20 protein-coding genes and 1 riboswitch are annotated in these 19,912 nt (G+C 56.2%); of the genes, 3 read left to right on the top strand and 17 right to left on the bottom strand.

Annotated features, from left to right (window positions below; all coding sequences use genetic code 11):
• Positions 1 to 26: 26 nt before the first annotated feature.
• From PXC00_RS00735 to PXC00_RS00695, 9 genes are all read right to left on the bottom strand, one after another.
• Entirely contained in the window at positions 27 to 2,405 is a 2,379-nt protein-coding gene (locus PXC00_RS00735) for an endonuclease MutS2 (protein ID WP_275844867.1), read from the bottom strand.
• A gap of 120 nt (positions 2,406 to 2,525) precedes the next feature.
• Positions 2,526 to 3,344, bottom strand: a complete 819-nt coding sequence (gene recO, locus PXC00_RS00730) for a DNA repair protein RecO (protein WP_275844868.1) — start codon at positions 3,342 to 3,344, stop codon at positions 2,526 to 2,528.
• 283 nt (positions 3,345 to 3,627) lie between these two features.
• Positions 3,628 to 4,551 (bottom strand): GTPase Era, encoded by a 924-nt coding sequence (era, locus tag PXC00_RS00725; RefSeq protein WP_275844869.1) that lies wholly within the window; start codon positions 4,549 to 4,551, stop codon positions 3,628 to 3,630.
• Between the two features lie 22 nt (positions 4,552 to 4,573).
• Positions 4,574 to 5,011, bottom strand: a complete 438-nt coding sequence (locus PXC00_RS00720; protein WP_275844870.1) for a GNAT family N-acetyltransferase — start codon at positions 5,009 to 5,011, stop codon at positions 4,574 to 4,576.
• 84 nt (positions 5,012 to 5,095) lie between these two features.
• A complete protein-coding gene (locus PXC00_RS00715) occupies positions 5,096 to 5,584 on the bottom strand; it encodes a diacylglycerol kinase family protein (protein ID WP_275844871.1) in 489 nt (162 codons plus the stop codon).
• Between the two features lie 27 nt (positions 5,585 to 5,611).
• Positions 5,612 to 6,118 carry an rRNA maturation RNase YbeY gene (gene ybeY, locus PXC00_RS00710; protein WP_275844872.1) on the bottom strand — a complete coding sequence of 169 codons (507 nt, stop codon included), beginning with the start codon at positions 6,116 to 6,118 and terminating at the stop codon, positions 5,612 to 5,614.
• 2 nt (positions 6,119 to 6,120) lie between these two features.
• Positions 6,121 to 7,080 carry a PhoH family protein gene (locus PXC00_RS00705; RefSeq protein WP_275844873.1) on the bottom strand — a complete coding sequence of 320 codons (960 nt, stop codon included), beginning with the start codon at positions 7,078 to 7,080 and terminating at the stop codon, positions 6,121 to 6,123.
• 262 nt (positions 7,081 to 7,342) lie between these two features.
• Entirely contained in the window at positions 7,343 to 8,515 is a 1,173-nt protein-coding gene (locus PXC00_RS00700) for a sporulation protein YqfD (RefSeq protein ID WP_275844874.1), read from the bottom strand.
• Positions 8,516 to 8,803 carry a YabP/YqfC family sporulation protein gene (locus PXC00_RS00695; protein WP_275844875.1) on the bottom strand — a complete coding sequence of 96 codons (288 nt, stop codon included), beginning with the start codon at positions 8,801 to 8,803 and terminating at the stop codon, positions 8,516 to 8,518. It abuts the gene before it with no gap.
• A 137-nt stretch (positions 8,804 to 8,940) separates the two neighbouring features.
• Here PXC00_RS00695 and PXC00_RS00690 point away from each other — a divergent pair, with 137 nt between their 5' ends.
• Together PXC00_RS00690 and PXC00_RS00685 are read left to right on the top strand one after the other, a co-directional pair.
• On the top strand, positions 8,941 to 9,993 hold the full coding sequence (locus PXC00_RS00690) for a hypothetical protein (RefSeq protein ID WP_275844876.1): 1,053 nt from the start codon (positions 8,941 to 8,943) through the stop codon (positions 9,991 to 9,993).
• Between the two features lie 95 nt (positions 9,994 to 10,088).
• Positions 10,089 to 10,307, top strand: coding sequence for a hypothetical protein (locus PXC00_RS00685; RefSeq protein WP_275844877.1), 219 nt, complete (start codon positions 10,089 to 10,091; stop codon positions 10,305 to 10,307).
• 68 nt (positions 10,308 to 10,375) lie between these two features.
• On the opposite strand, the gene cbiT is transcribed toward PXC00_RS00685, so the two are convergent.
• The gene (gene cbiT, locus PXC00_RS00680; RefSeq protein ID WP_275844878.1) at positions 10,376 to 11,593 is read right to left on the bottom strand and encodes a precorrin-6Y C5,15-methyltransferase (decarboxylating) subunit CbiT; all 1,218 of its coding nucleotides are present in this window, start codon (positions 11,591 to 11,593) and stop codon (positions 10,376 to 10,378) included.
• Positions 11,594 to 11,794: 201 nt separating this feature from the next.
• On the opposite strand from cbiT, the gene PXC00_RS00675 reads away from it, so the two are divergent.
• Positions 11,795 to 12,346 carry a transcription repressor NadR gene (locus tag PXC00_RS00675; RefSeq protein ID WP_275844879.1) on the top strand — a complete coding sequence of 184 codons (552 nt, stop codon included), beginning with the start codon at positions 11,795 to 11,797 and terminating at the stop codon, positions 12,344 to 12,346.
• 26 nt (positions 12,347 to 12,372) lie between these two features.
• Here PXC00_RS00675 and pflB read toward each other — a convergent pair whose 3' ends face one another.
• The 7 genes from pflB to PXC00_RS00640 all read right to left on the bottom strand — a co-directional run bounded on the left by pflB (position 12,373) and on the right by PXC00_RS00640 (position 19,699).
• Positions 12,373 to 14,604 carry a formate C-acetyltransferase gene (pflB, locus tag PXC00_RS00670; protein WP_275844880.1) on the bottom strand — a complete coding sequence of 744 codons (2,232 nt, stop codon included), beginning with the start codon at positions 14,602 to 14,604 and terminating at the stop codon, positions 12,373 to 12,375.
• 14 nt (positions 14,605 to 14,618) lie between these two features.
• A complete protein-coding gene (gene pflA / locus PXC00_RS00665; RefSeq protein ID WP_275844881.1) occupies positions 14,619 to 15,365 on the bottom strand; it encodes a pyruvate formate-lyase-activating protein in 747 nt (248 codons plus the stop codon).
• A 67-nt stretch (positions 15,366 to 15,432) separates the two neighbouring features.
• Positions 15,433 to 15,512: riboswitch (ZMP/ZTP riboswitch) on the bottom strand.
• An 89-nt stretch (positions 15,513 to 15,601) separates the two neighbouring features.
• Positions 15,602 to 16,438, bottom strand: a complete 837-nt coding sequence (locus PXC00_RS00660; protein ID WP_275844882.1) for a hypothetical protein — start codon at positions 16,436 to 16,438, stop codon at positions 15,602 to 15,604.
• A gap of 144 nt (positions 16,439 to 16,582) precedes the next feature.
• Positions 16,583 to 17,761, bottom strand: a complete 1,179-nt coding sequence (locus PXC00_RS00655) for an aminotransferase class I/II-fold pyridoxal phosphate-dependent enzyme (RefSeq protein WP_275844883.1) — start codon at positions 17,759 to 17,761, stop codon at positions 16,583 to 16,585.
• 150 nt (positions 17,762 to 17,911) lie between these two features.
• On the bottom strand, positions 17,912 to 18,355 hold the full coding sequence (locus PXC00_RS00650; protein WP_316935034.1) for a hypothetical protein: 444 nt from the start codon (positions 18,353 to 18,355) through the stop codon (positions 17,912 to 17,914).
• A gap of 20 nt (positions 18,356 to 18,375) precedes the next feature.
• The gene (locus PXC00_RS00645) at positions 18,376 to 18,909 is read right to left on the bottom strand and encodes a hypothetical protein (RefSeq protein WP_275844885.1); all 534 of its coding nucleotides are present in this window, start codon (positions 18,907 to 18,909) and stop codon (positions 18,376 to 18,378) included.
• Positions 18,910 to 19,060: 151 nt separating this feature from the next.
• Complete coding sequence (locus tag PXC00_RS00640; RefSeq protein WP_275844886.1) at positions 19,061 to 19,699, bottom strand: hypothetical protein; 639 nt, start codon at positions 19,697 to 19,699, stop codon at positions 19,061 to 19,063.
• Between the last annotated feature and the right edge of the window lie 213 nt (positions 19,700 to 19,912).

The raw sequence follows: 19,912 nt of genomic DNA, 5'->3' as shown, positions 1-19,912 counted from the left end.
AGCCGGAGCAGCCGCTCCGGCCTTTCTTACTTTAATTCTGCAATCGTTACGCCGCTTTCGCCCTCGCCGTAGGTACCAAGCCGGTAGGCTTTTACGCTGGAGTGGCGCTTCAGGTGCTCCTGCACCGCCTTGCGCAGCACACCGGTACCCTTTCCGTGAATAATCGTCACCTGCGTCAAATTGCTTCTGACTGCATTGTCCAAAAACAAATCCACATTGGCAAGCGCTTCGTCGGCGGTCTGGCCGCGCAGATCCAGCTCCGCGTGTGCCGGTGCGTTGGCAAACTGCTTCGTCACCGTGCGTGTGCGGCGGCGCTCCTCGCGCCGCTTTTCGGCATTTGTCACCAGCTGCAGATTAGAAACCGCTGCGCGCGTCTTGATAACGCCCGCCTGCACCAGCGCATGCTTGCCGTCTTTGTCCACTTCTAAAACCGTGGCCTGCTTGTCCAGATCCACCAGTTTGACCGTGTCGCCCGCGCGCAGCGGACGCGGCAGGCGGTAGCCGCTGTCCCGCCGGTTCCGGCTGACCGGGTCGGCTGTATTTTCCATCTGGCGCAGACCGGCGTTCAGCTTTGCTTTCTGCTCCGCTGTCAGCTGCCGGTTTTTCTGCTTTTTGAGTTCTTCCAGTTCGTTCAGCAGCGCATCCGCCTGCCCGCGCGTGCGGGAAACCAGCATACTGGCCTGCTCGCGCGCACGTTCCATTTCCTTTTGCGCGTTCCGCCGGATTTCCTCCTGCTTTGCTTGTGCGTCAGCCAGAGCCTTCCGTGCTTCCTCCAAGTCTCTGCGCGCTTCTTCGCGCTCGTCTTCCAAAGCGCGGCGGCTTTCTTCCAGCTGCCCCACCACGCTTTCAAAGCGCGTGCTTTCCGTGGAAACCAGCGACTGTGCGTGCACAACCACCGCTTCTGCCATGCCAAGCCTGCGGGAAATGGCAAATGCATTGCTGCGCCCCGGCACCCCGATGAGCAGCCGGTAAGTCGGCCGCAGGGTTGCCACGTCAAACTCGCAGGAGCCGTTCTGCACGCCGGGTGTGTCCAGCGCATACGCTTTCAACTCCGCATAATGCGTGGTGGCGGCAATGCGCGCGCCCTGCCGCCGCAGTTGCTCCAAAATGGAGGTGGCCAGCGCGGCGCCCTCCACCGGGTCGGTTCCCGCACCCAGTTCATCCAAAAGCACCAGACTCTGACCATCTGCCTGTCCTAAAATTCGAATAATATTGGTCATATGCGCCGAAAAGGTGGACAGGCTCTGCTCAATGGACTGCTCGTCGCCGATATCCGCAAGCACCCACCGAAAAACCGAAATCCGGCTTTCCTCCGACACCGGCAGCAGCAGGCCGCACTCTGCCATCAGCGTCAAAAGACCGATGGTTTTCAGCGTAACGGTTTTGCCGCCGGTGTTGGGGCCGGTAATCACCAAGGTGTCAAAATCTGTGCCCAAGCGGATATCCGTGGGCACTACCTTGTTCCGGTCAATCAGTGGATGGCGGGCGCGCTTCAGGTCAATTTCGCCGCGGTCGTTGACCTGCGGCAGCGTTGCCTTCATTTTATAGCCAAGACTTGCCTTTGCAAAAATCAAGTCAAGCTGTGCCGCAATCGTGCATCCGGTAATAATACTGGAAGCAAAGGAACCTGCCTCGGCGGAAAGCTCCTGCAGAATGCGGTCAATTTCATTTTTTTCGTCGTTCTGCAGCACACGGACTTCGTTGTTTGCTTCAACCACTGCCATCGGTTCAATGAATACCGTGGCGCCGCTGCCGGAGGAATCATGCACCAGCCCCGGCACTTCGCCGCGGCATTCCGCTTTGACAGGCACCACATAGCGCCCGTCGCGTTGGGTGACGATTGCATCCTGCAAAAATTTCTGGTAGTACGGCGAGCGCACCATGGCATCCAGTTTTTCACGCGCACGGGCAGAAGCAGCGCGGATTTTCCGGCGGATGGCCGCAAGAGCGGGGGAGGCATTGTCGTTCATTTCCTCCTCGGAATCAATCGCGCCGTAAATTTTTTCTTCTAAGTACTTATTGGTCACAATCCGGTCAAAGCGGTCGTCCAGTACCGTGCGGATTCCCGCACTTTTGCTTCGCCAGTCACAAACTGCGCGCAGACAGCGCAGAGCGCCCGCCACCCGCAAAAGTTCCGCCATATTTAAAACACCGCCGGACTCCGCACGGCGCAGCGGATTTGTCACATCGTGCAGACCGCCAAAAGACGGCGAGCCGAATTTTGCCATCAGGCTGTAGGCGTCCCACGTTTCTTGCAGCAGATGCTGTACGTCTGCAAATTCTCCGGTCGGCCGCAGTTCCTTTGCCAGCGCAGCCGCCGCGTCACTTGCGGTTTCCTGTGCCAGCATTTCTAAAATTTTATCCAGCTCCAAAGCATGGAGATGGTGTTGTGTTTCTTGATTCATAGCTCCCTCTTACGCGGCAAACGCCGCGCTTCTCCTAATTGTTCGTATGTGCAGAATCGGAAAGCCGCCCCGAAAGGCCGCTGCATTCGGCGGTTTTCCGGAGCGGTTTTGTCTCTGCTTTTATGATGTACGCCGTTCCGCAGGGGCTGTGCAGGCTTTCTCTTTTGGCGAAGCGCTGCCTGTCTCCTGCGGAATAGAATGATAAAAATCCAGTGTATGAAAGCCGCGGTCCAAACGTGCCAGCAGATACCGCTCGCTTGCCCCGGCAAGTTCCTGCAGACCCTGCGTGCCCAGTGCGAATGAAAAAAGCTTCTGCTCCTGCGCATAGATGGTGTGCCGCAGCGCGGTCAGCGCGCCGCGGTGCAGAATCACGCTGCCCTGCCTGCCCGCCTTCTCACAGCAAGCGGAGCAGAGCAGGTCTCCCTCCACCGGAAAGAAACGCATGGTTTCGTCTTCATACCGACGGCACTGCGCGCAGCCAATTAAGTCAGGCTGGTACCCCGCAAGACCCAGCATCCGCATTTCGACCGCCGCCTTAACCAGCGCAAGCGGACGCCCACCCTTGCACAACCGCTGAAACGCCCCAAGAAGCAGCCGCAGAAAGGCCGCTGCCTGCTCTTTGTCCTCCTGCGGTGCCAGCGTGCCCGCCAGTTCACAGAAATACTGTGCAAGCGCCAGCCTGCCAATGTCCTGCCGCAGCTCAAAAAAGACCTCCAGCGGCTGTGCATCGTCAATCATGTACTTGTCCTTCCCGCAGAAGAGCAGAATACGTGCGTAGCAGAACAGCTGTGTGGCAGACACCAGCCGACTGTTGGCGGCACGGCTGCGGCGCGCAAAAGCCCGTACCACGCCGCGGTCGCGCGTTAGAACCGTCACCAGGCGGTCACTCTCCCCGACAGCCGCTACCCGGATCACAACTCCCTCTGTCTGTATCTGCAACCGGCTTCTCCTCCTGATTCGCGGAACCCACTCTGCACTGGGCATAGCGCAGATAATCCTGCACACTGCCCGTACGTGCAAAGCATGACCAAGCTGTTTGTTCATCCATAACGGCTCGCTCCTTCCTATGTGCCTTGCTGCAAAACCCGCTTTTCGGGTTTTGGTTTATTACCAGTATGCACACAAGCGGGAACCGATATGAGTGGCAAATAAAAGAATTTTCGACAAGTTTCAGTGCGTTTTTCGTGGTTTTTGTGGTATGTTCAAAGCTCTGCAGCAACCTTTACTTCAGCAGATCTCTGGTATCAAAGCCAAAGCTGCGCAGGGCGGCTTCTTTGTTGCGCCAGTTCGGCTTTACCAGTACCTGCAGCTGCAGGTTAACCTTGACCCCATAAAAGCTTTCCAGCTCTCTGCGCGCGTCCGTACCGATTTTTTTCAGCATAGCGCCGCCTTTGCCGATAATAATTCCTTTATGGCTGTCCCGTTCACAGTAGATTTCCGCTTCAATGTCGATACAGCTGCCGTCCGCGCGCTCCTGCAGGCGTTTTACCACCACTGCAACGCCGTGCGGCACCTCTTTGTTCAATCGGCGCAGCATTTTTTCTCGTACAAATTCTCCTGCCAAAACCCGCTCCGGCTGGTCGGTCAGGGTATCGTCCGGAAATAAATGCCCGCCGGGCTGGCTGAGCTTTTTCAGTTCTGCCTTGAGGTCGTCGACACCGTCGCCGGTGCGCGCGCTGACCGGTACAACCGCCGTGAAAGGATATTGCTTCTGAAACGCGGCAATCTGCGGCATCAGCAGGGACTTATCTTCCAGCAGGTCAATTTTATTGATGCACAGCACCGCCGGAAGGTGCTGGTTCTGAAAGCGCGCGGTCAGGTCAAGGTCTGCCGGAGAAACCGGCGTGCCCGCCTCTGCCACCAGCACCGCAGCGTCCACCCCCGCCACAGAAGACGCCACGCTCTGCACCATATAGTTGCCCAGCCGATCGCGCGGTTTCAGCAGCCCGGGTGTGTCCAGAAACACAAGCTGCTGCTCCTGTTCGGTCAGCACCCCCATAATCCGCGTCCGGGTCGTCTGCGGTTTGCTGCTGACGATGGCCACTTTCTGGCCGAGCAGCCGGTTCATCAGGGAGCTTTTCCCCACATTCGGCCGGCCGACAATGGCAAGAAATGCGGACTTTTCTTCCGGAATCGTTTTTTGCATGGAGGTACCTCACCTTTTCATTTTAAATCAGCGACTGCGCAAAAGCTGTCTTTTCGCTACGGCAGTAGCCGGATTTTTCGTAGTAATGCATCACACCGGGTTCTTTCGAACCGGCCATCAGCACAATCTGGTAGCAGTTGTTCTGAATGGCAATCCGCTTTGCCTCCCGCAGGCACGCAGAGCCAAAGCCCTGCCTGCGGAACGAAGCGTCTGTCACCATATTTTCAACCAATGCGTATGGCCGCTGGCCGCGCGCTATGTCCGGTACAATGACCATGGAGCAGGCAGAAACAATTCTGCCGTACACCTCATTGACCACCACATGGCAGTCTGGATTTTTCAGAATCTGCTCCCACACGGTTTCGGCGTTTTCCACTGTGCACGGCTGGGCACAGCTGTGCAGCTGCGCGTACAGCAGAAGAATGCCATTTAAGTCAGTGCGCCTTGCTTCTCTTACCATTTTCTTATTCCAACTTCTTTCGGTAAAAATCTGCCGGTGTGACCGGCTTCTACAATTTTCGCGCAAGAACTTCCAAAAGTTTGCTCAGCGGTGCCTGCAAAACAGCGCGTGCAGGCGGTCGCGTATCCCCGGCGGGCCAATGGAAACATACACAGCCGAAAGCACCGCTGACACAGCCAGCAGTGCCAGCAGCCACGGCCTGTCCGTCAACCACCGCCAGCCTGCGGCAATATATGCCGGCTTTGCAAACAGGCACAGCGCCACGCCGACTGCGCAGAACGCACGCACCAGAACACCGCCCGCCGCCAAATCCTTGACGCCGCGGATGCCGCTGCTGAATGTGGTACTGACCAGATCGCACTGCGTTTCCACCACTGTATTAACCATTTCCGCAGACACAACCGAACCAATCGTCAGGAAAAGCACCGCATACCCCAGCCGCCCCAAGTGGAAAAAAGGGGAGAAAAGCAGGGTGTAAAACGCCGCCACCGTGTGAAAGCGCATATTGCGCTCGGTGTTGATACTGTACACAATCCCCCGCAGGGCATATTTCAGGCTTTTGAGGAACCGCATACAGACACCTTCCGCACCATTTCGCGCTTATTCATCGTCATCCAGCACATAGCTGCTACTGCTTGGCAGACCCAGCTCCGCCATAACCTGCTCCTCTTTCTCGCGCATCCGCACACGCTGAATGCCGCCGTCCTCGTGGTCGTATCCCAGCAGGTGCAGCATACTGTGCGCGGTCAGATAGCCGACCTCGCGCTCCAGACTGTGGCCATAGCGCTCTGCCTGCTCCGTGGCTTTCTCCATAGAGATGACAATGTCGCCCAAAATTTTTGCGCCGGTGGTGTGGTCAACGTCATACACGCCGTTTTCGCCCATCGGAAAGCTGAGCACATCCGTCGGCATATCCTTATCACGGTACTGTTTGTTGAGCTGATGAATCTGCTCGTTATCTACAAATGTCACACTGATTTCCGCGGAGCTGTCAAAATGCTCCATGCGCAGAACAGCATTGCAGCAGCGGCGCACCAGCATCCGCAGCCCTGTCGGAATTTTCACTGCTTTTTGCTTATTTTCTATCATGACTCTAATTTTTTCCATAATCAGTGTTTAACCTCCTCGTATTTTTCATAAGCCTTAATAATTTCCTGTACCAGTTTGTGCCGAACCACATCTCTTCCGGTAAACTCCACCTGCGCAATGTCTTCCACCCCGCGCAGGATGCGCATAATCTGCTTTAAGCCGCTGTGCTTGCCGTCCGGCAGATCAATCTGCGTGATGTCGCCCGTAATGACCATGCGGCTGTTAAAGCCCAGCCGTGTCAGGAACATCTTCATCTGTTCCCTGGTTGTATTTTGTGCTTCATCCAGAATGATGAAGCTGTCATCCAAAGTCCGCCCGCGCATATACGCCAGCGGGGCAACCTCAATGCTGCCGCGCTCCACGTACCGCTGGTACGTTTCCGCACCGAGCATATCAAACAATGCATCATAAAGAGGGCGCAGGTAAGGGTCCACTTTTTGCTGCAGGTCGCCGGGCAGAAAGCCCAACTTTTCGCCTGCCTCCACCGCCGGCCGGGTCAGGATGATACGCTCTACCTGATGGGCACGGAATGCGGTGACCGCCATGGCAACTGCCAGATAGGTTTTTCCTGTGCCCGCCGGCCCGACGCCGATGGTCACGGTATTGTCCCGAATGGCGGCACAGTACTTTTTCTGCCCCAGCGTTTTGGGTTTAATCGGTTTGCCTTTGCTGGTAATGCAGATGCAGTCGCCGGCCAGCGCGCTAACTTTGTCTTCCGCGCCCTCGTTGACCAAGCTGATGCAGTACCGTACGTTCTGCTCCGTCAGCGTTTCGCCGCGATTCAAAAGGGTCAGCAGGCTGTTGACGGCGCGCACCGCACGCTCCACATCCTCCGGCTCTCCGGTCACTTTGATCTCACCGTCGCGCGCCACTGCCGCCACCCGGTACTCCTTTTCGATCAGACGGATGTTGCTGTCAAGGCTGCCGAAAAGCGCCGCCGCCTGTTCCGTTCGAGCGATGCTGACTCTTTGTTCAAACAAAAGCTTCACCTTACACTGTTTAAAATTCCCGCGCTTTCTGCCTGCCGGCGCCCGGCCCCGGGCGGTTAGCACGTGATAACAAGTTTGCAGAAAGCGAATCTGTTTGCTTTTTAATCATACCACATACGGCAACCATAGTCACTAGGTTTTGCCCAAGTTTATTGTGTTCATTTTTACAGAAAATTAACGCGCATTTCTGACATTCCGCGTTTTTGGCGAATTTTTCGGCATCTGAGCCCGCTGCGCGTGCAAAAACGGCTGTTTACCGGAAAAGCTTCACTTCCTTGGCGATATTTTCGCGGCAGGTCAGCCGACGGGTCACGGTTACACCGGCCGCATCCGCACGCACCGTATCGCTGCGTGCCGTGACCTGCGCACCGGAAAGCTCCGTTTTTTCCTTGCTGTTCAGCAGTAGCCGCGCCTGCTGCTCCACCTGTGCGCGGCTGCGCCGCTGGGTAACATACCGCACCGGCGTCAGCTGCTCGCGCAGCAGGGAAAGGGGCAGCTCCCTGCCGCAGAACCGCACCGCGGTCTGCTGCCCGGTCCGTTTGAGCATCCCCTGCGGCGGCAGCTGCACGGAAAGGGGAATTTGCACCCCGAACACCAGCAGGGCGCTGCGCTGCGCGGGCTGGCCGCAAACCTGCCACTGCGAAAGCGCAAACGGAACTGTCACCTGCAGCGTGTGCTGCGTTTCGGCGATAACCGTGCCCGCGGCGTGGTACAGCTGCAAAAAATTCTGCTCCTTGTTCTCCACCACCGCAGACACCAGAAGCTGCCCTTTCACAACGCCATCGCCCACCTTCACCACTGGTGTTCCGGCAGAAACGTGCATTTCCACCACTGTGCCGCTTTCGGTGGCGCGCAGGTGGTACCAGCCGCTCTGGTCTGCAACCGGCGGCTGGGCATCCTTTTCCGTAAGCTGCACATCCACATCGGCGCCGTGATTGTTCACGCTGACCCAGCTGATTTGTGGAAACCGTTCCATCAGCTTTGTCTGGATTTCCTTGGCGGAAAAACTGCTTTTCCGCGCGCCCGGCGCAACCCCCTGCTCCGCCAGCACCTGTCGCAGCGCCTGCTCTGAAATCTGCTTGCAGCCGGTCACTTCCACTGTCCAGAAAAACTGTCCGAGCAGCAGCAGAACCGCCCAAAACAGCGCGAAGCCCGCCACCAGGCCGGGGCGGTGCCGCAGGTGCTGCAGACGGAACGGCAGTCCCCGCTTTTTCTGCAGCCGCAGCCGCACGCCCGCCTGCTTTGCCGGACGGCGCAGCGCCGCATACTGCCCTGCCCGCACACAGGCGGTCAAGCCGCCTGCCTCCGGCCGCACACGCCAGAGGTACACGCCGGCTCTGGTGCAGCTGTTCAGAAACTGTTCCTTTCCCTTGGGCGTAACCACGCGAAAGCGCACCCAACCCACCAGCCACCGCGTCAGCCACATTCAGGGTTCCTCCTTTTCCGCCTCACGCACCGGCAGCATTTCCCCGCGCGCCGCGTAATCAATCTCCGTAATGTAGCCGGTCACCACCAGTGTCTTAACCGCAAGGCTGTGCAGCGTCAATCCGCGACCCAAAAAACGCAGCACCCCCCTGCCGTAACGAATCCGCACCGCTTCCTCGGTATATTCCAACACACCGCCGCAGCCGTCCACTGTTGCCTCCCGGTTTCCCGCAAGTTCCAGTTTTTCGCCGCTCTGCGCCAGCAGAACCGGTTTTTCCGGCAGTTTCATCGCGCATCTCTCCTTTTTTCCACAGACTTTCGGAAAGCGGTTGAAAAAAAGCGGCTTTCCAAAAGTTCTCCTTCTGCTGAAAAAATATTCCTCGACCGCTGTGCATATGCATTGTGGACGGGAGGAGGTAACTTTCTATGCTGAAAAAAACGGCGGGCGCGGCGGCGGTGCTGCTGGCTGCCGCCCTGCTTCTCTTTCCCCGACAGGCGGCGGACGGTGCTTCCGCAGGAATTTCCACCTGTCTGGGGGTACTGGTTCCATCGCTGTTTCCGTTTCTGTTTCTCACTGTGTTCCTGATTAAAAGCGGGCTTTCCTCTGCCATCGGGGCGTGCATTGGCAAACCGTTTGCCAAACTTTTTGCGCTGCCGCCCGCTGCGGCGCCTGCCATCCTGATGGGTATGCTCGGCGGCTACCCAACCGGCTCCCGCGGGGCGCAGGCACTTTATGAAAGCGGCGAGCTGACCGCCGAGCAGGCGGAACGGCTGCTGCTTTTTTCGGTAAATGGCGGGCCGGCTTTCATCTGCACCGCCGTAGGACTGGGGTTTCTGGGCAGCGTGCAGACCGGCCGCTTCCTGCTGGCGGTTCACCTGCTGTCCGGTCTGGTGGTCGGCGTGCTGCTGGGGCTGCCGCACCACCGGGACAAAACGCCGCCTCGCAGAACCGCCGCCTGGCCCTCGCTGGGCAGTTCACTGGTGACCGCCGCGCACGATGCCGCTTCCTCCATGCTGCTGATGTGCTGCTTTGTCATCCTTTTCAGCACGTTTCTGTGCATCCTGCAGCAATTCCTTTCTGGAAAGGCGCTCGCCGTTTTTGCCGGTGTGTGTGAAGTCACCCTCGGCTGTCGCTCGCTTGCCAATGTACTTGCACCGCTGTGGTGCGTTTCTCTGGTGCTCGGCTGGGGCGGGCTTTGCGTGCACCTGCAGGTGCTGCAGGGACTGGCCTTCCGAGTGCGCACCGGGCGCTTCTTTCTGTGCCGCGCCGCGCAGGGTGGCATCGCGGCGCTGGCAACCCTGTTGCTGGGCGAGCGCTTCTCGGTAAAGCCCGCCCTGCCGCCGGTGGTGGATGTGTTCGGCAGCCTGGCGCAAAGTCGGCCGGCGCTTTCCGGCAGTATTGCCGCAGGCGTGGCACTGATTATTCTTTGTGCCGCCATGCTGCTGGACAGTAGCGGACAGCAAAATTCTGTGGTATAATAGTTTTTAAAAAGTCCATACTGCAAACTGTATGGCAATCACAGACAGCTGTCCGGCGCATTTTGCTTTTCCGGCAGCCTGCAAGGGGGCATTCCATGAAAATGCAGAACGGCAGTCTCTTTGGCAGCGCCATTGAACCCCGCTGCGATTACTGCGCGCACGCGGTCGGTGCGCAGGGCGGGGGTTCCTGCCTGCTTGGCCGGCAGCCCGCGCAAAACGGCGCCTGCCGAAGCTTCCGGTACGACCCGCTGCGCCGCGTGCCACGGGCGCGTCCGCCGGTTCCCAAACCGGGCGCAGAGGAGTTTAAACTCTGAACAGACAGAAAAGAAGCCGAAAGCAGCCATTTCGCTGTGCTTTCGGCTTCTTGATTTTTATAAAAAGTTTAGCAGGCAGAGCCGTTTCCCTGTCCGCTGATGACATACACCGGATTCTGCGCCTGCATCAGCTTGTGCCCACCGGCAGGGCGGGACTTCGCCACGCTGATCTGCGCAATATCCACATCCGCCAGTGCGAAGCGCTCCATGCACGCAATCGCCTGTGTCACAGTTTCCAGTGAAATGGCGTTCAGCACCAAGCGCACGCGCGGATTTTTGCGCAGCACTTCCTCCAGAATTTCCGGCAGGTTGCCCGTGCTGCCGCCAATGAACACACAGTCCGGCGCCGGCAATCCGCGCAGAACCTCCGGCGCTTCACCCTCAACCGGTTTGACGTTGTAAACGCCGAATTTTTGCCGGTTCTGCGCGGTCAGGTGCAGCGCGGCGCGGTTTTTGTCGATTGCATATACAATGCCCGCCTTTGCCTGCAGCGCGCACTCCACGCTGACAGAGCCGGTGCCACACCCGATGTCGTAAACCACGCTGTCCCGGTGCATCTGCAACTTGCCGACGCTGACAGCGCGCACCTCACACTTGGTCATGGGCACGCCGCTGTGAAAAAACGCCTCATCTGGAATACAGGTGCGCACTTCCTGCCGCACCGGCTCCGGATTTTCAACCAACAGAACGCTCATCTGGCTGAATTTGCGAATTGCCAGTTCCTCTGCACTGCCGCACAGAATGCGCTCATGCGCGGTTCCCAGCAGCTCGCCGACCACTGCCTGCAGACCACCCAAACCGCCGCTGCACAGCAGCGCACAAATATCCTGCACCCGACAGTGTCGGCTCGCCAGAAGCAACGTGCGTTGGTTTGTGCGCACCGCCCCCACGGCCTGTGCGGGAGAAGTTTCAGCAGACAGCAGCTTCGCATCCCCCCAGGTACACCCCACGCGCGCGCAGAAATACGCAATGCAGCTAACGCCCGCAGTGCCCTCTACAGTACAGGTGTCCTTGAGTGCGTCACGCAGCCGCTCAGACTCTCCGTAAAAACCGGGGTCGCCGTAAAATACAACCGCCGCCTCCTGCACCTGTGGATGTGCATCCAGATAGGACTGTATCTTCTCCGGTGCTGTCTGTCCGATTTTCGGGCAGGCAGTCTGCAGGGTTTCCAACAGCTGCCCTTCGCCAAACACACAGCCGCAGCGCGCAAGAACCTCGGCCGCCTCGGCGGTCAGTCCCTGCCTGCCGCCAACACCGGCGCCAACCAGATAAACTTTCCTTTTCATGTTTTAACTCCGTCGTTTTGTTCTCAGATTCGGGGCCTGCCGCAAAACCGCGGCAAATCAACCGTACTGTTTATTTTACTACAAAGTCAAGGAAATAGGAAGTCCAAATGTAGAAATAACAAAATCAGGCTTGCCCGCGCTGCCTGTGTTTGCTATACTAAAAACAAAAGGCGACTTTTCGCAGGAAAGCGGGTTTTCAAATTGACGCCACGGGAACGCAGAAATGCCATTCTGCACAAGCTGGAGCATTCCGGCGCGCCTGTAAGCGCCTCTTCGCTGGCACAAACATTTGGTGTCAGCCGGCAGGTAATTGTAGGGGACATTGCCCTGCTGCGCGCGGAGCAGGCCGCCGTTACGGCAACGCCGCGCGGCTACATTCTGGAGCGCACCGCACCGGCAGGGCTGCTGCGCACCGTTGCCTGCTGCCACACCGGCGCAGAAGCGCTGCGGCAGGAGCTTTATACGGTGACTGACAACGGCTGCGCCGTACTGGACGTGATTGTTTCCCACCGCGTGTATGGTCAGCTCAGCGGAAAGCTGCATATCTTCTCACGATATGATGCGGATGTTTTTCTGAAAGCCGTACAGGAAAGCAACGCGGCTCCGCTGTCTGTGCTGACGGGGGGCGTCCATCTGCACACGCTTCTGTGCCCGGATGAAGCTGCTTTCAAGCGGGTCACCGCCCAGCTGCAGAAGCTTGGCATTCTGTACTGCGGACACACGGAAGAACCGCAGAAAGCCGACATTCCCTGACAAAGGGAAGTCGGCTTTTTAACATCTTATAGGCTTTCGTGAAATGTGCGGGCGACCACCTCTTGCTGCTGCTCACGGGAAAGGCGGTTAAAATTCACCGCATAGCCGGACACACGAATGGTCAGTGTCGGGTACTTTTCCGGATGATCCATCGCGTCCAGCAGCGTTTCGCGGTTGAGCACGTTGACGTTCAGATGATGCGCGCCTTGGCTGAAATAGCCGTCCAGCAAAGCGGTCAGGTTCGCCTCACGCTGCGCTTCGTCCCGACCGAGGGCCGCCGGCACAATGGAAAACGTGTTGGACACCCCGTCCTGGCAAACGCCGCGGTACGGGATTTTCGCCACGCTGTTGAGAGAGGCCAGCGCGCCGGCTTTGTCGCGGCCGTGCATGGGGTTGGCGCCCGGCGCCAGTGGTTCGCCCTGTTTGCGGCCGTCCGGCGTTGTACCGGTTTTTTTGCCGTACATCACATTGCTGGTGATGGTCAGCGCGGAAAGCGTGTGCTTCGCGCCGCGGTACAGCGGGTACTTTTTTAGTTCCCCGATAAAGGATTCCACGATTTCGACTGCCAAATCATCTGCACGGTCATCGTCGTTTCCGTACTGGGGGAAGCTGCCCTCTGTTACAAAATCCACGGCGATTCCCTGCGCGTTGCGCACCGGACGCACGTTCGCGTACTTGACTGCGGAAAGGGAATCTGCCGCCACGGAAAGGCCTGCCACACCGAACGCCATCAGCCGCTCGACGCGCGTGTCATGCAGCGCCATTTGGCTGGCCTCGTAAGCGTACTTGTCATGCATAAAGTGAATGACGCTGTTTGCATCTGTGTAAAGCTGTGCCACATAGGCAAGCACCGCCTTGTAGTTTTCCCAGACAGCTTCATAGTCCAGCACCTCTCCCTGCAGTGGCGGAATCCCGGGCACCACCGTAACGCCCTGCAGCTCATCCACGCCGCCGTTTATGGCAAGCAGCAGGCTTTTTGCCAGATTGCAGCGCGCACCGAAAAACTGCATTTGTTTCCCTACCCGCATGGCGGAAACACAGCAGGCAATCGCGTAATCATCGCCATACACCGGTCGCATCACGTCATCGTTTTCGTACTGAATGGAATCTGTCGCAATGGAAACCCTCGCACAGTAGCGCTTAAACGCTTCCGGCAGGCGCTCACTCCAAAGCACCGTCAGGTTCGGCTCCGGGGCAGTGCCAAGGTTCCTGAGCGTGTGCAGATACCGGAAAGAATTCTTCGTAACCAAGGTTCTGCCGTCAACACCCATGCCGCCGACCGCCTCGGTCACCCAAGTGGGATCTCCGCCAAAGAGTTCGTCGTACTCCGGCGTGCGCAGATGCCGCACCAGCCGCAGCTTGATGATTAACTGGTCCACAAGCTCCTGCGCGCCTGCCTCGGTCAGCGTACCGCTTTCCAAGTCACGCTGGATATAGATATCCAGAAAGGTGGAGGTGCGCCCCAGACTGGTTGCCGCACCGTTATTTTCCTTGACGCCGGCAAGGTAACCCATGTAAACTGCCTGCACCGCCTCGCGGGCGGTCTGCGCGGGTTTTGTAAGGTCGACGCCGTAGGAAGCCGCCATCTCCGTAACCGCTTTTAAAGCGCGAATCTGCTCGCTGACCTCCTCAGACAGGCGGATGCGTTCCTCTGTCATAGGGCCGTCCAGTTCGGCAAAATCCTTCCGTTTCTGCTCAATTAAGAAATCCGTTCCGTACAGCGCCACGCGGCGGTAGTCGCCAATGATACGGCCGCGCCCGTAAGCATCCGGCAGGCCGGTCAGCAGACCAACGTGCCGCGCTGTACGCACACGCTTCGGGTAAGCGTCAAACACCCCTTGATTGTGTGTTTTCCGGTATGCGGAAAAGGACCGCTCAATCTCCGGATTCAGCCGGTAGCCATACTGCTCTAGACTCTGCTGTGCCATGCGCATTCCGCCATACAGGTTCACCATGCGTTTAAGCGGCGCGTCGGTCTGCAGCCCAACAATCACTTCGTTTTTCCGGTCAATGTACCCCGGTGCAAAATTGGTAATGCCGGAAACGCGCTCGGTTTCCACATCCAGCACACCGCCTTTTTTCTGCTCCTGCCGCAACAGAGCACTGCACGTTTTCCAAACCGCCCTTGTCTTTTCCGTCGGGCCCGTCAAAAAGCGGTCGTCTCCCTCATAAGGCGTATAATTTTTCTGAATAAAGCCGCGCACATCCACTTCGCACTGCCAGCGGCCTTCGCAGAAGCCGTCCCATGCCTGATTCATCTGTTGCCCTCCATTCATTTTTTACAACGATTCGATTTGCTTCCATCCAGGCTGTCAAAGTAACGCGCCTGCCACGTTTTCACCTGTTCCGTGTCCATGGCCGGAACGCCTGCCAGCGGGTACATAAGCCCCATGGTCTTGTATTTCTGCACACCCAGCAGGTGGTACGGCAGCAGTTCGACTTTCTGCACATTCGGCACGTGCGCAGACACAAAAGCCCGCAGTGCCGCCATGTGTGCTTCCGAATCCGTCAGCCCCGGCACCACCACGTGCCGCACCCATACCGGCGTACCCGCGCGGCGCACCGCCTGCAAAAATCTGCCGGTTTCCGTCCAGTCGCGTCCGGTCAGTTTCCGGTAGCTTTCCTCGGTAACCTGCTTCACGTCGTACAGCACCAGATCCGTATACCGCAGAATTTCGTCATACATCCCCCGGCCGCAGCCCGCTGTGTCCAAACAGGTATGAATGTCCGCTTCCCGGCACAGCCGGAGCGTTTCCAGCAGGAATTCCGGCTGTAAAAGCGGCTCGCCGCCGGAAAACGTGACACCGCCGCCGCTGCGCACAAAGTATGGCTTACAGCGCACAATGCGGTGCAGTAGCTCTTGCGGCGTCACCTGCTCCCCGCTGTCCGCTTCCCAGGTGTCCGGATTGTGGCAGAACCGGCACCGCAGGGCGCACCCCTGCAGGAACACCACCACGCGGACGCCCGGCCCGTCCACCAATCCCATAGTCTCCAGCGAATGGACGCTTCCCAGTGTCAAATCCGTTCCTCCTTTTCTCCGAACGGCTGTTTTTCCGCGTAAAAACACAAAAAATGCCGACCGTCCGGGTTCTCGCCCAGACGGTCGGCATTTCCTTCGCCATACTCCACGTGGTTGACTCCACTTCCGTCAGTCGTATGGCTGCTATGGCTACAGCATACCGGATTTTCGGCGGATTGTCAAGAGCGGCACTAATGACTTTTTAATCTTGAATTGGCCCCAGTCCAGCAGCTCTCTCAGCTGTCCGCCGTCCATTCATGCATGGTACCCGGTGCGTTTTCGTAACACTGCTTCATCGCAGCGTACCATTTGGTGCAGGAACTGCTTTGCAGCGGATAAAAGCCCTCCGGCCCATTAAAGGTACAGCCTTTTTCTTTGTAAAAACCGCCGCTGCCGCCGTCACTGTACTGATAAGCTCCGCTGCCGTCAGCCGGGTACAATTTCAGGCCATATTCCCACCCAACCATGTGCGGATCTTCTTGTATGTGCCTCAGCTGCACGGTTGAAATTTTCTGCAGCAGTGCGGCAATCTGCTTTTGGTTAGTAATCGTTTTGTCGTACTGCATATGGGAAATTACAATTTTTGAAAATTTGGAAGCATCCGTACCCAGCACGTTGCCCATCCCGACTGTCGGGTTTCCTTTCACCTTGAACAAGAGGGTCTTTTGCCCTTTTTCCGGCTGTATGTACACGCCCGTTTCCCCCGGTGACAAACAGCGAAATGCGTAATAATAGGTCGTGGTGCTGTCCCTGCGGTTGTGCTGCCAAGAGGGTGAATTTTCGTATGTTTGCAGTATCTTCCCATTTCCAACTGAACAATCTGGACGAAGCGGCGTTCCCGTATGGTTTAACTTTGTAATCGGTACATCCGACAGTGTAATCGCAAACGTGTAGGTGTCACCCACCCAGAGTTTCATATCCTGTGTCGTGTCCGACCAGTACCACCCCTGCGATTTTCCCCACGGATTACCGGACACACGCGCGGCGCTCCACCTGCCAATGCCGACTCCCGCAAGCACCAGTGCGCCCGCCAAAAGGATGCCGACACCACCAAACAGGATTTTCTTTCGCATCGTCATACCCTCCTTTAAAACTCTCTGCCAACTTTTAAAAAATTGACGAAGATGCTTCTTATTCCAGAGAATCTTCAACTTTTTTCCTGTACTTTTCCCATATTAAGTATATTCCCCCTCAAATTCATAAGTCAACATATTTTTTTAATACTGGGAAATAAAAATATCTGTTTTTCCCATACGTACCGCAGCCTCACGCAAAGCTTCCTCTTCCTGCACCAATGCCATGCGCACGTGACCCCTGCCGCTTGCGCCAAACGCACTGCCGGGCGTCACCAGTACGCCCGCTTTCTCCAAAAGCTCCTCGGTAAACCGGCGGTCATCCTCACCATACCGCGCGGGAATCTGCGCCCAGACAAACATGGTCGCGGCAGGCTTTGCAAAGTGCCAGCCCAGCTTGTCAAATGCCGCACAGAGGAAGTCCCGGCGCGCTTCATACGCCGCCCGCGTGTGTGCCACGCAGGTCTGGTCGCCAGTAATCGCTTCTGCCGCTGCCTGCTGAATCGGCAGGAACATTCCGTAATCCAGATTGGACTTGAGCTGCTTGAGCTGTGCGATAACCTGCGCATTTCCCACGCAGAAGCCCACGCGCGCACCCGCCATACCGTAGGTCTTGCTCAGGGAGTTAAACTCTACACCGACCTCTGCCGCGCCGGGAAACTGCAGAAAACTTCCACAGGTTTTGCCGTCAAAAACCAGCTCGCTGTAGGCGTTGTCGTGCAGAACAATAATTTCGTACTTTTTCGCAAACGCAATCAGTTTCTCATAAAACCAATCCGGTGCAACCGCGGCGGTGGGGTTATTTGGGTAAGAAACCACCATCAGCTTTGCGGCTTTGGCTTCCTGCTCCGGAATTGCATCAAAGTCAATTAAATACTTGTTTTCGGGCTTGAGCGGCATCCAAACCAAGCGGCCGCCGGCAAGCTCCGGCCCGCAGCGAAACGCCGGATAACACGGGTCCGGCACCAAAACCGCATCGCCGGGGTCGACAATCGACAGCGCAATGTGCGTCAGACCCTCCTGCGAGCCAAGCAGGGAGCAGACCTGCGTCTGCGGATCCAGTGTGACACCGTAGCGGTGGCTGTACCACTGCGCTGCCGCCTGCTGCAGTTCGGGGGTGTCACCGATGGCGTAAACGTACTGGCGCGGGTTTTCTGCCGCCTCTGCCAGGGTGCGGCGGATGCTTTCCACCGGCGGAATGTTTGGGGTACCCACACTCAGGTCGATGACCTGCACGCCCTGCGCTTCTTCCTTCCGTTTCTGTTCCAGCAGTTCCGAAAAAACGCCTTCCTGAAACTGCTCCATCCGTTTTGCAAACCGCATTTTCATTTCCTCTGCTTCTTTCATCCTTTTATGTAGTGCTTCCTTAAAATTGTACGCCCAACGGCTGTTTTCGTCAACTTTTCTGGAACAGAATCCCAAAAAAGCACCGCACACAAACGTATGCGGTGCTTCCGGTACAATTTCACTTTTCTACAGACTGAAAAGAAGCGGAACCATTGACAAAACGCTGACAGCCGCGCTGCAGGCAATGGCTGCTATCCCAAATCTCCGACGCCATGCCGGACGGACACGCTTCCCTAGAAGATACAGCGGAAGCTGTAAAAAATCCACCGCCAGCATTCCCAGCGCAACAGCGGCGGCCAGTGTCATGCGCCAAAGTTCGCTGTCCGTCATATCCGCCATGCCGGGGCCAAGGCCCTGCATACCGCCTACCGCTGTCCATGCGGCGTAATACGCCGCCGCACCCAGTGCGCAGAGAACCAGTGCCACACCGAAAAGGCGTTTCTGCCACGCCTTTTCCCTGAAAAATCGGTGGCACAGCGTAGACGGCAGCATCCCGAATGCCGACCAAAACGGCGCGGCTAAAAGCAATCCCGCAGCCTGTGCATTCATCTGACCGCCCCTTTTCTTCATGAATCTGCGTCATAAAAACGTTATGCGTTCACAATGGCTTTGTATAATTTCGTATTCTGCATCGGGATGTCAAGCTGTTTCAAAGAAACCCGCTGTACAAGCGGAATTTTCAACCAAAAGTTCTTCTGCTCTACTTTTTTGAGAATCTTCCGGTTCAGATTCTCGTCCTCACAGACACCGAAGAAAGAAACCAAGTCCCCATATTGCGCTGTCATTTTCGCGTCGCCCATAAACTGCTCCGCCGGCTCCGGACTGCTTCCGTTTGCCTGGCTGTATTTTTCCCAGTTCTGCTCGCTCAGACTTCCCTCCGGCTCTCCGATTTTTTTCGATAGGAAAGACAAATACGCAGCGTCTCGCTTTTTAACCGCATCAAACGCCGCCGCAGGGTCTGCAAATGTTTCAAACAAGTAATTCTTTTCCCCGTTTACAAGCAATGCGGTTTTGTAAACGATTTTCCCAAGCTTAGGGTCATAGTAATTGCTGGTCGGAACGTTTCCCGCACTTACAACTTGAATTTCATTTTTGGTAGCCGCCGGATTTGGCTGCGCACACACGTAAGAATAAGCGCCGTAGGCACCGACAAGGACGGCAGCGCAGATTCCCTATACAATTTTGTTTCGCTTTTTTGAAAAAAACAAATGCATTAAAAGCTCCTCTCGCAGAAAATCACAAGAAGCAGGGCATCCATAAAACCCTACGTTCTCCCTATAACAAACCACCATTTGTATGATTATGAGGGCAGTGCAGTACAACCGGAGAATCATATGGCATATATTGTACTAACATGGATATTTTAGGATATATTCCTTGCTTGAGTTGCGTATTCATTTTCATTGCCATATTAAGGCACTCATTATTTTTTTCGCTATTTTCACACAAAGATAAAGTACTGTAAATTTTACCAGAAATATTTCGATTACTATCACCACCGAGATCAGAGGGCAGGCTTGCGGCAAGGTAAGGCTGAAGAACTGATTTATAAGATTTGTAATTTTCAAGTGATAACGGATTTAAATGATATTTTTTCGCTAACAAGGTCAAAAACGAATTGTATTTGGCTGATGCAACTTCCAAAGCTTTTTTATTGTCGGGAAAAGAAGGATACAAGTGATTTTTCTGCCCATTGATTAACAACGTTTTAGGATAAGAAACTTTGACGCCGGTTTCCTTTTCCATATATTCTGTAGAACTGCTCGTACTGCTATTGTTTTTAATAATAATTTCTTGAGATAAATATTCGTTGGGATCTAACGAAGTTGGCTGAGCAAAAGCGGTTGACAGGCTCATACACATGACAGAAGCAACGGCCAACGCACCTACAAAAAGTAATTTTTTCTTTTTCATTCAAGTAATCTCCTTTAAGACAAGAGCCAAGTATAGCCACACATCGGTAAATATCCAACTGCTTTAGCACCCTGCAGCCTGCTCTGTATCATCCTAACCGCCACGAGGAGCTTACAATCTTTTAAAAAAACATCACAGTGTGCATCTTTTTTTCTCCCCATCGCGCCCGCAAAATGATTTGCGCCTTTATGATACGCCTTTTTTACAAAAATG

Source organism: Caproicibacterium argilliputei (assembly GCF_029211325.2).
GTDB lineage: Bacteria > Bacillota > Clostridia > Oscillospirales > Acutalibacteraceae > Caproicibacterium > Caproicibacterium argilliputei.
The sequence above is the reverse complement of the archived record's forward strand: the minus strand, read 5'-3'. Positions and strand labels throughout refer to the sequence as shown.

Coding starts and splice junctions, on each gene's coding strand:
- PXC00_RS00650 (WP_316935034.1), bottom strand. CDS start 18,355: ATGAAGAAAAGGGGCGGTCAGATGAATGCACAGGCTGCGGGATTGCTT.
- PXC00_RS00735 (WP_275844867.1), bottom strand. CDS start 2,405: ATGAATCAAGAAACACAACACCATCTCCATGCTTTGGAGCTGGATAAA.
- PXC00_RS00690 (WP_275844876.1), top strand. CDS start 8,941: ATGCTGAAAAAAACGGCGGGCGCGGCGGCGGTGCTGCTGGCTGCCGCC.
- pflB (WP_275844880.1), bottom strand. CDS start 14,604: ATGAATCAGGCATGGGACGGCTTCTGCGAAGGCCGCTGGCAGTGCGAA.
- PXC00_RS00700 (WP_275844874.1), bottom strand. CDS start 8,515: ATGTGGCTGACGCGGTGGCTGGTGGGTTGGGTGCGCTTTCGCGTGGTT.
- PXC00_RS00660 (WP_275844882.1), bottom strand. CDS start 16,438: ATGCGAAAGAAAATCCTGTTTGGTGGTGTCGGCATCCTTTTGGCGGGC.
- PXC00_RS00640 (WP_275844886.1), bottom strand. CDS start 19,699: ATGAAAAAGAAAAAATTACTTTTTGTAGGTGCGTTGGCCGTTGCTTCT.
- PXC00_RS00695 (WP_275844875.1), bottom strand. CDS start 8,803: ATGAAACTGCCGGAAAAACCGGTTCTGCTGGCGCAGAGCGGCGAAAAA.
- ybeY (WP_275844872.1), bottom strand. CDS start 6,118: ATGGAAAAAATTAGAGTCATGATAGAAAATAAGCAAAAAGCAGTGAAA.
- PXC00_RS00655 (WP_275844883.1), bottom strand. CDS start 17,761: ATGCGGTTTGCAAAACGGATGGAGCAGTTTCAGGAAGGCGTTTTTTCG.
- era (WP_275844869.1), bottom strand. CDS start 4,551: ATGCAAAAAACGATTCCGGAAGAAAAGTCCGCATTTCTTGCCATTGTC.
- PXC00_RS00685 (WP_275844877.1), top strand. CDS start 10,089: ATGAAAATGCAGAACGGCAGTCTCTTTGGCAGCGCCATTGAACCCCGC.
- cbiT (WP_275844878.1), bottom strand. CDS start 11,593: ATGAAAAGGAAAGTTTATCTGGTTGGCGCCGGTGTTGGCGGCAGGCAG.
- PXC00_RS00715 (WP_275844871.1), bottom strand. CDS start 5,584: ATGCGGTTCCTCAAAAGCCTGAAATATGCCCTGCGGGGGATTGTGTAC.
- PXC00_RS00720 (WP_275844870.1), bottom strand. CDS start 5,011: ATGGTAAGAGAAGCAAGGCGCACTGACTTAAATGGCATTCTTCTGCTG.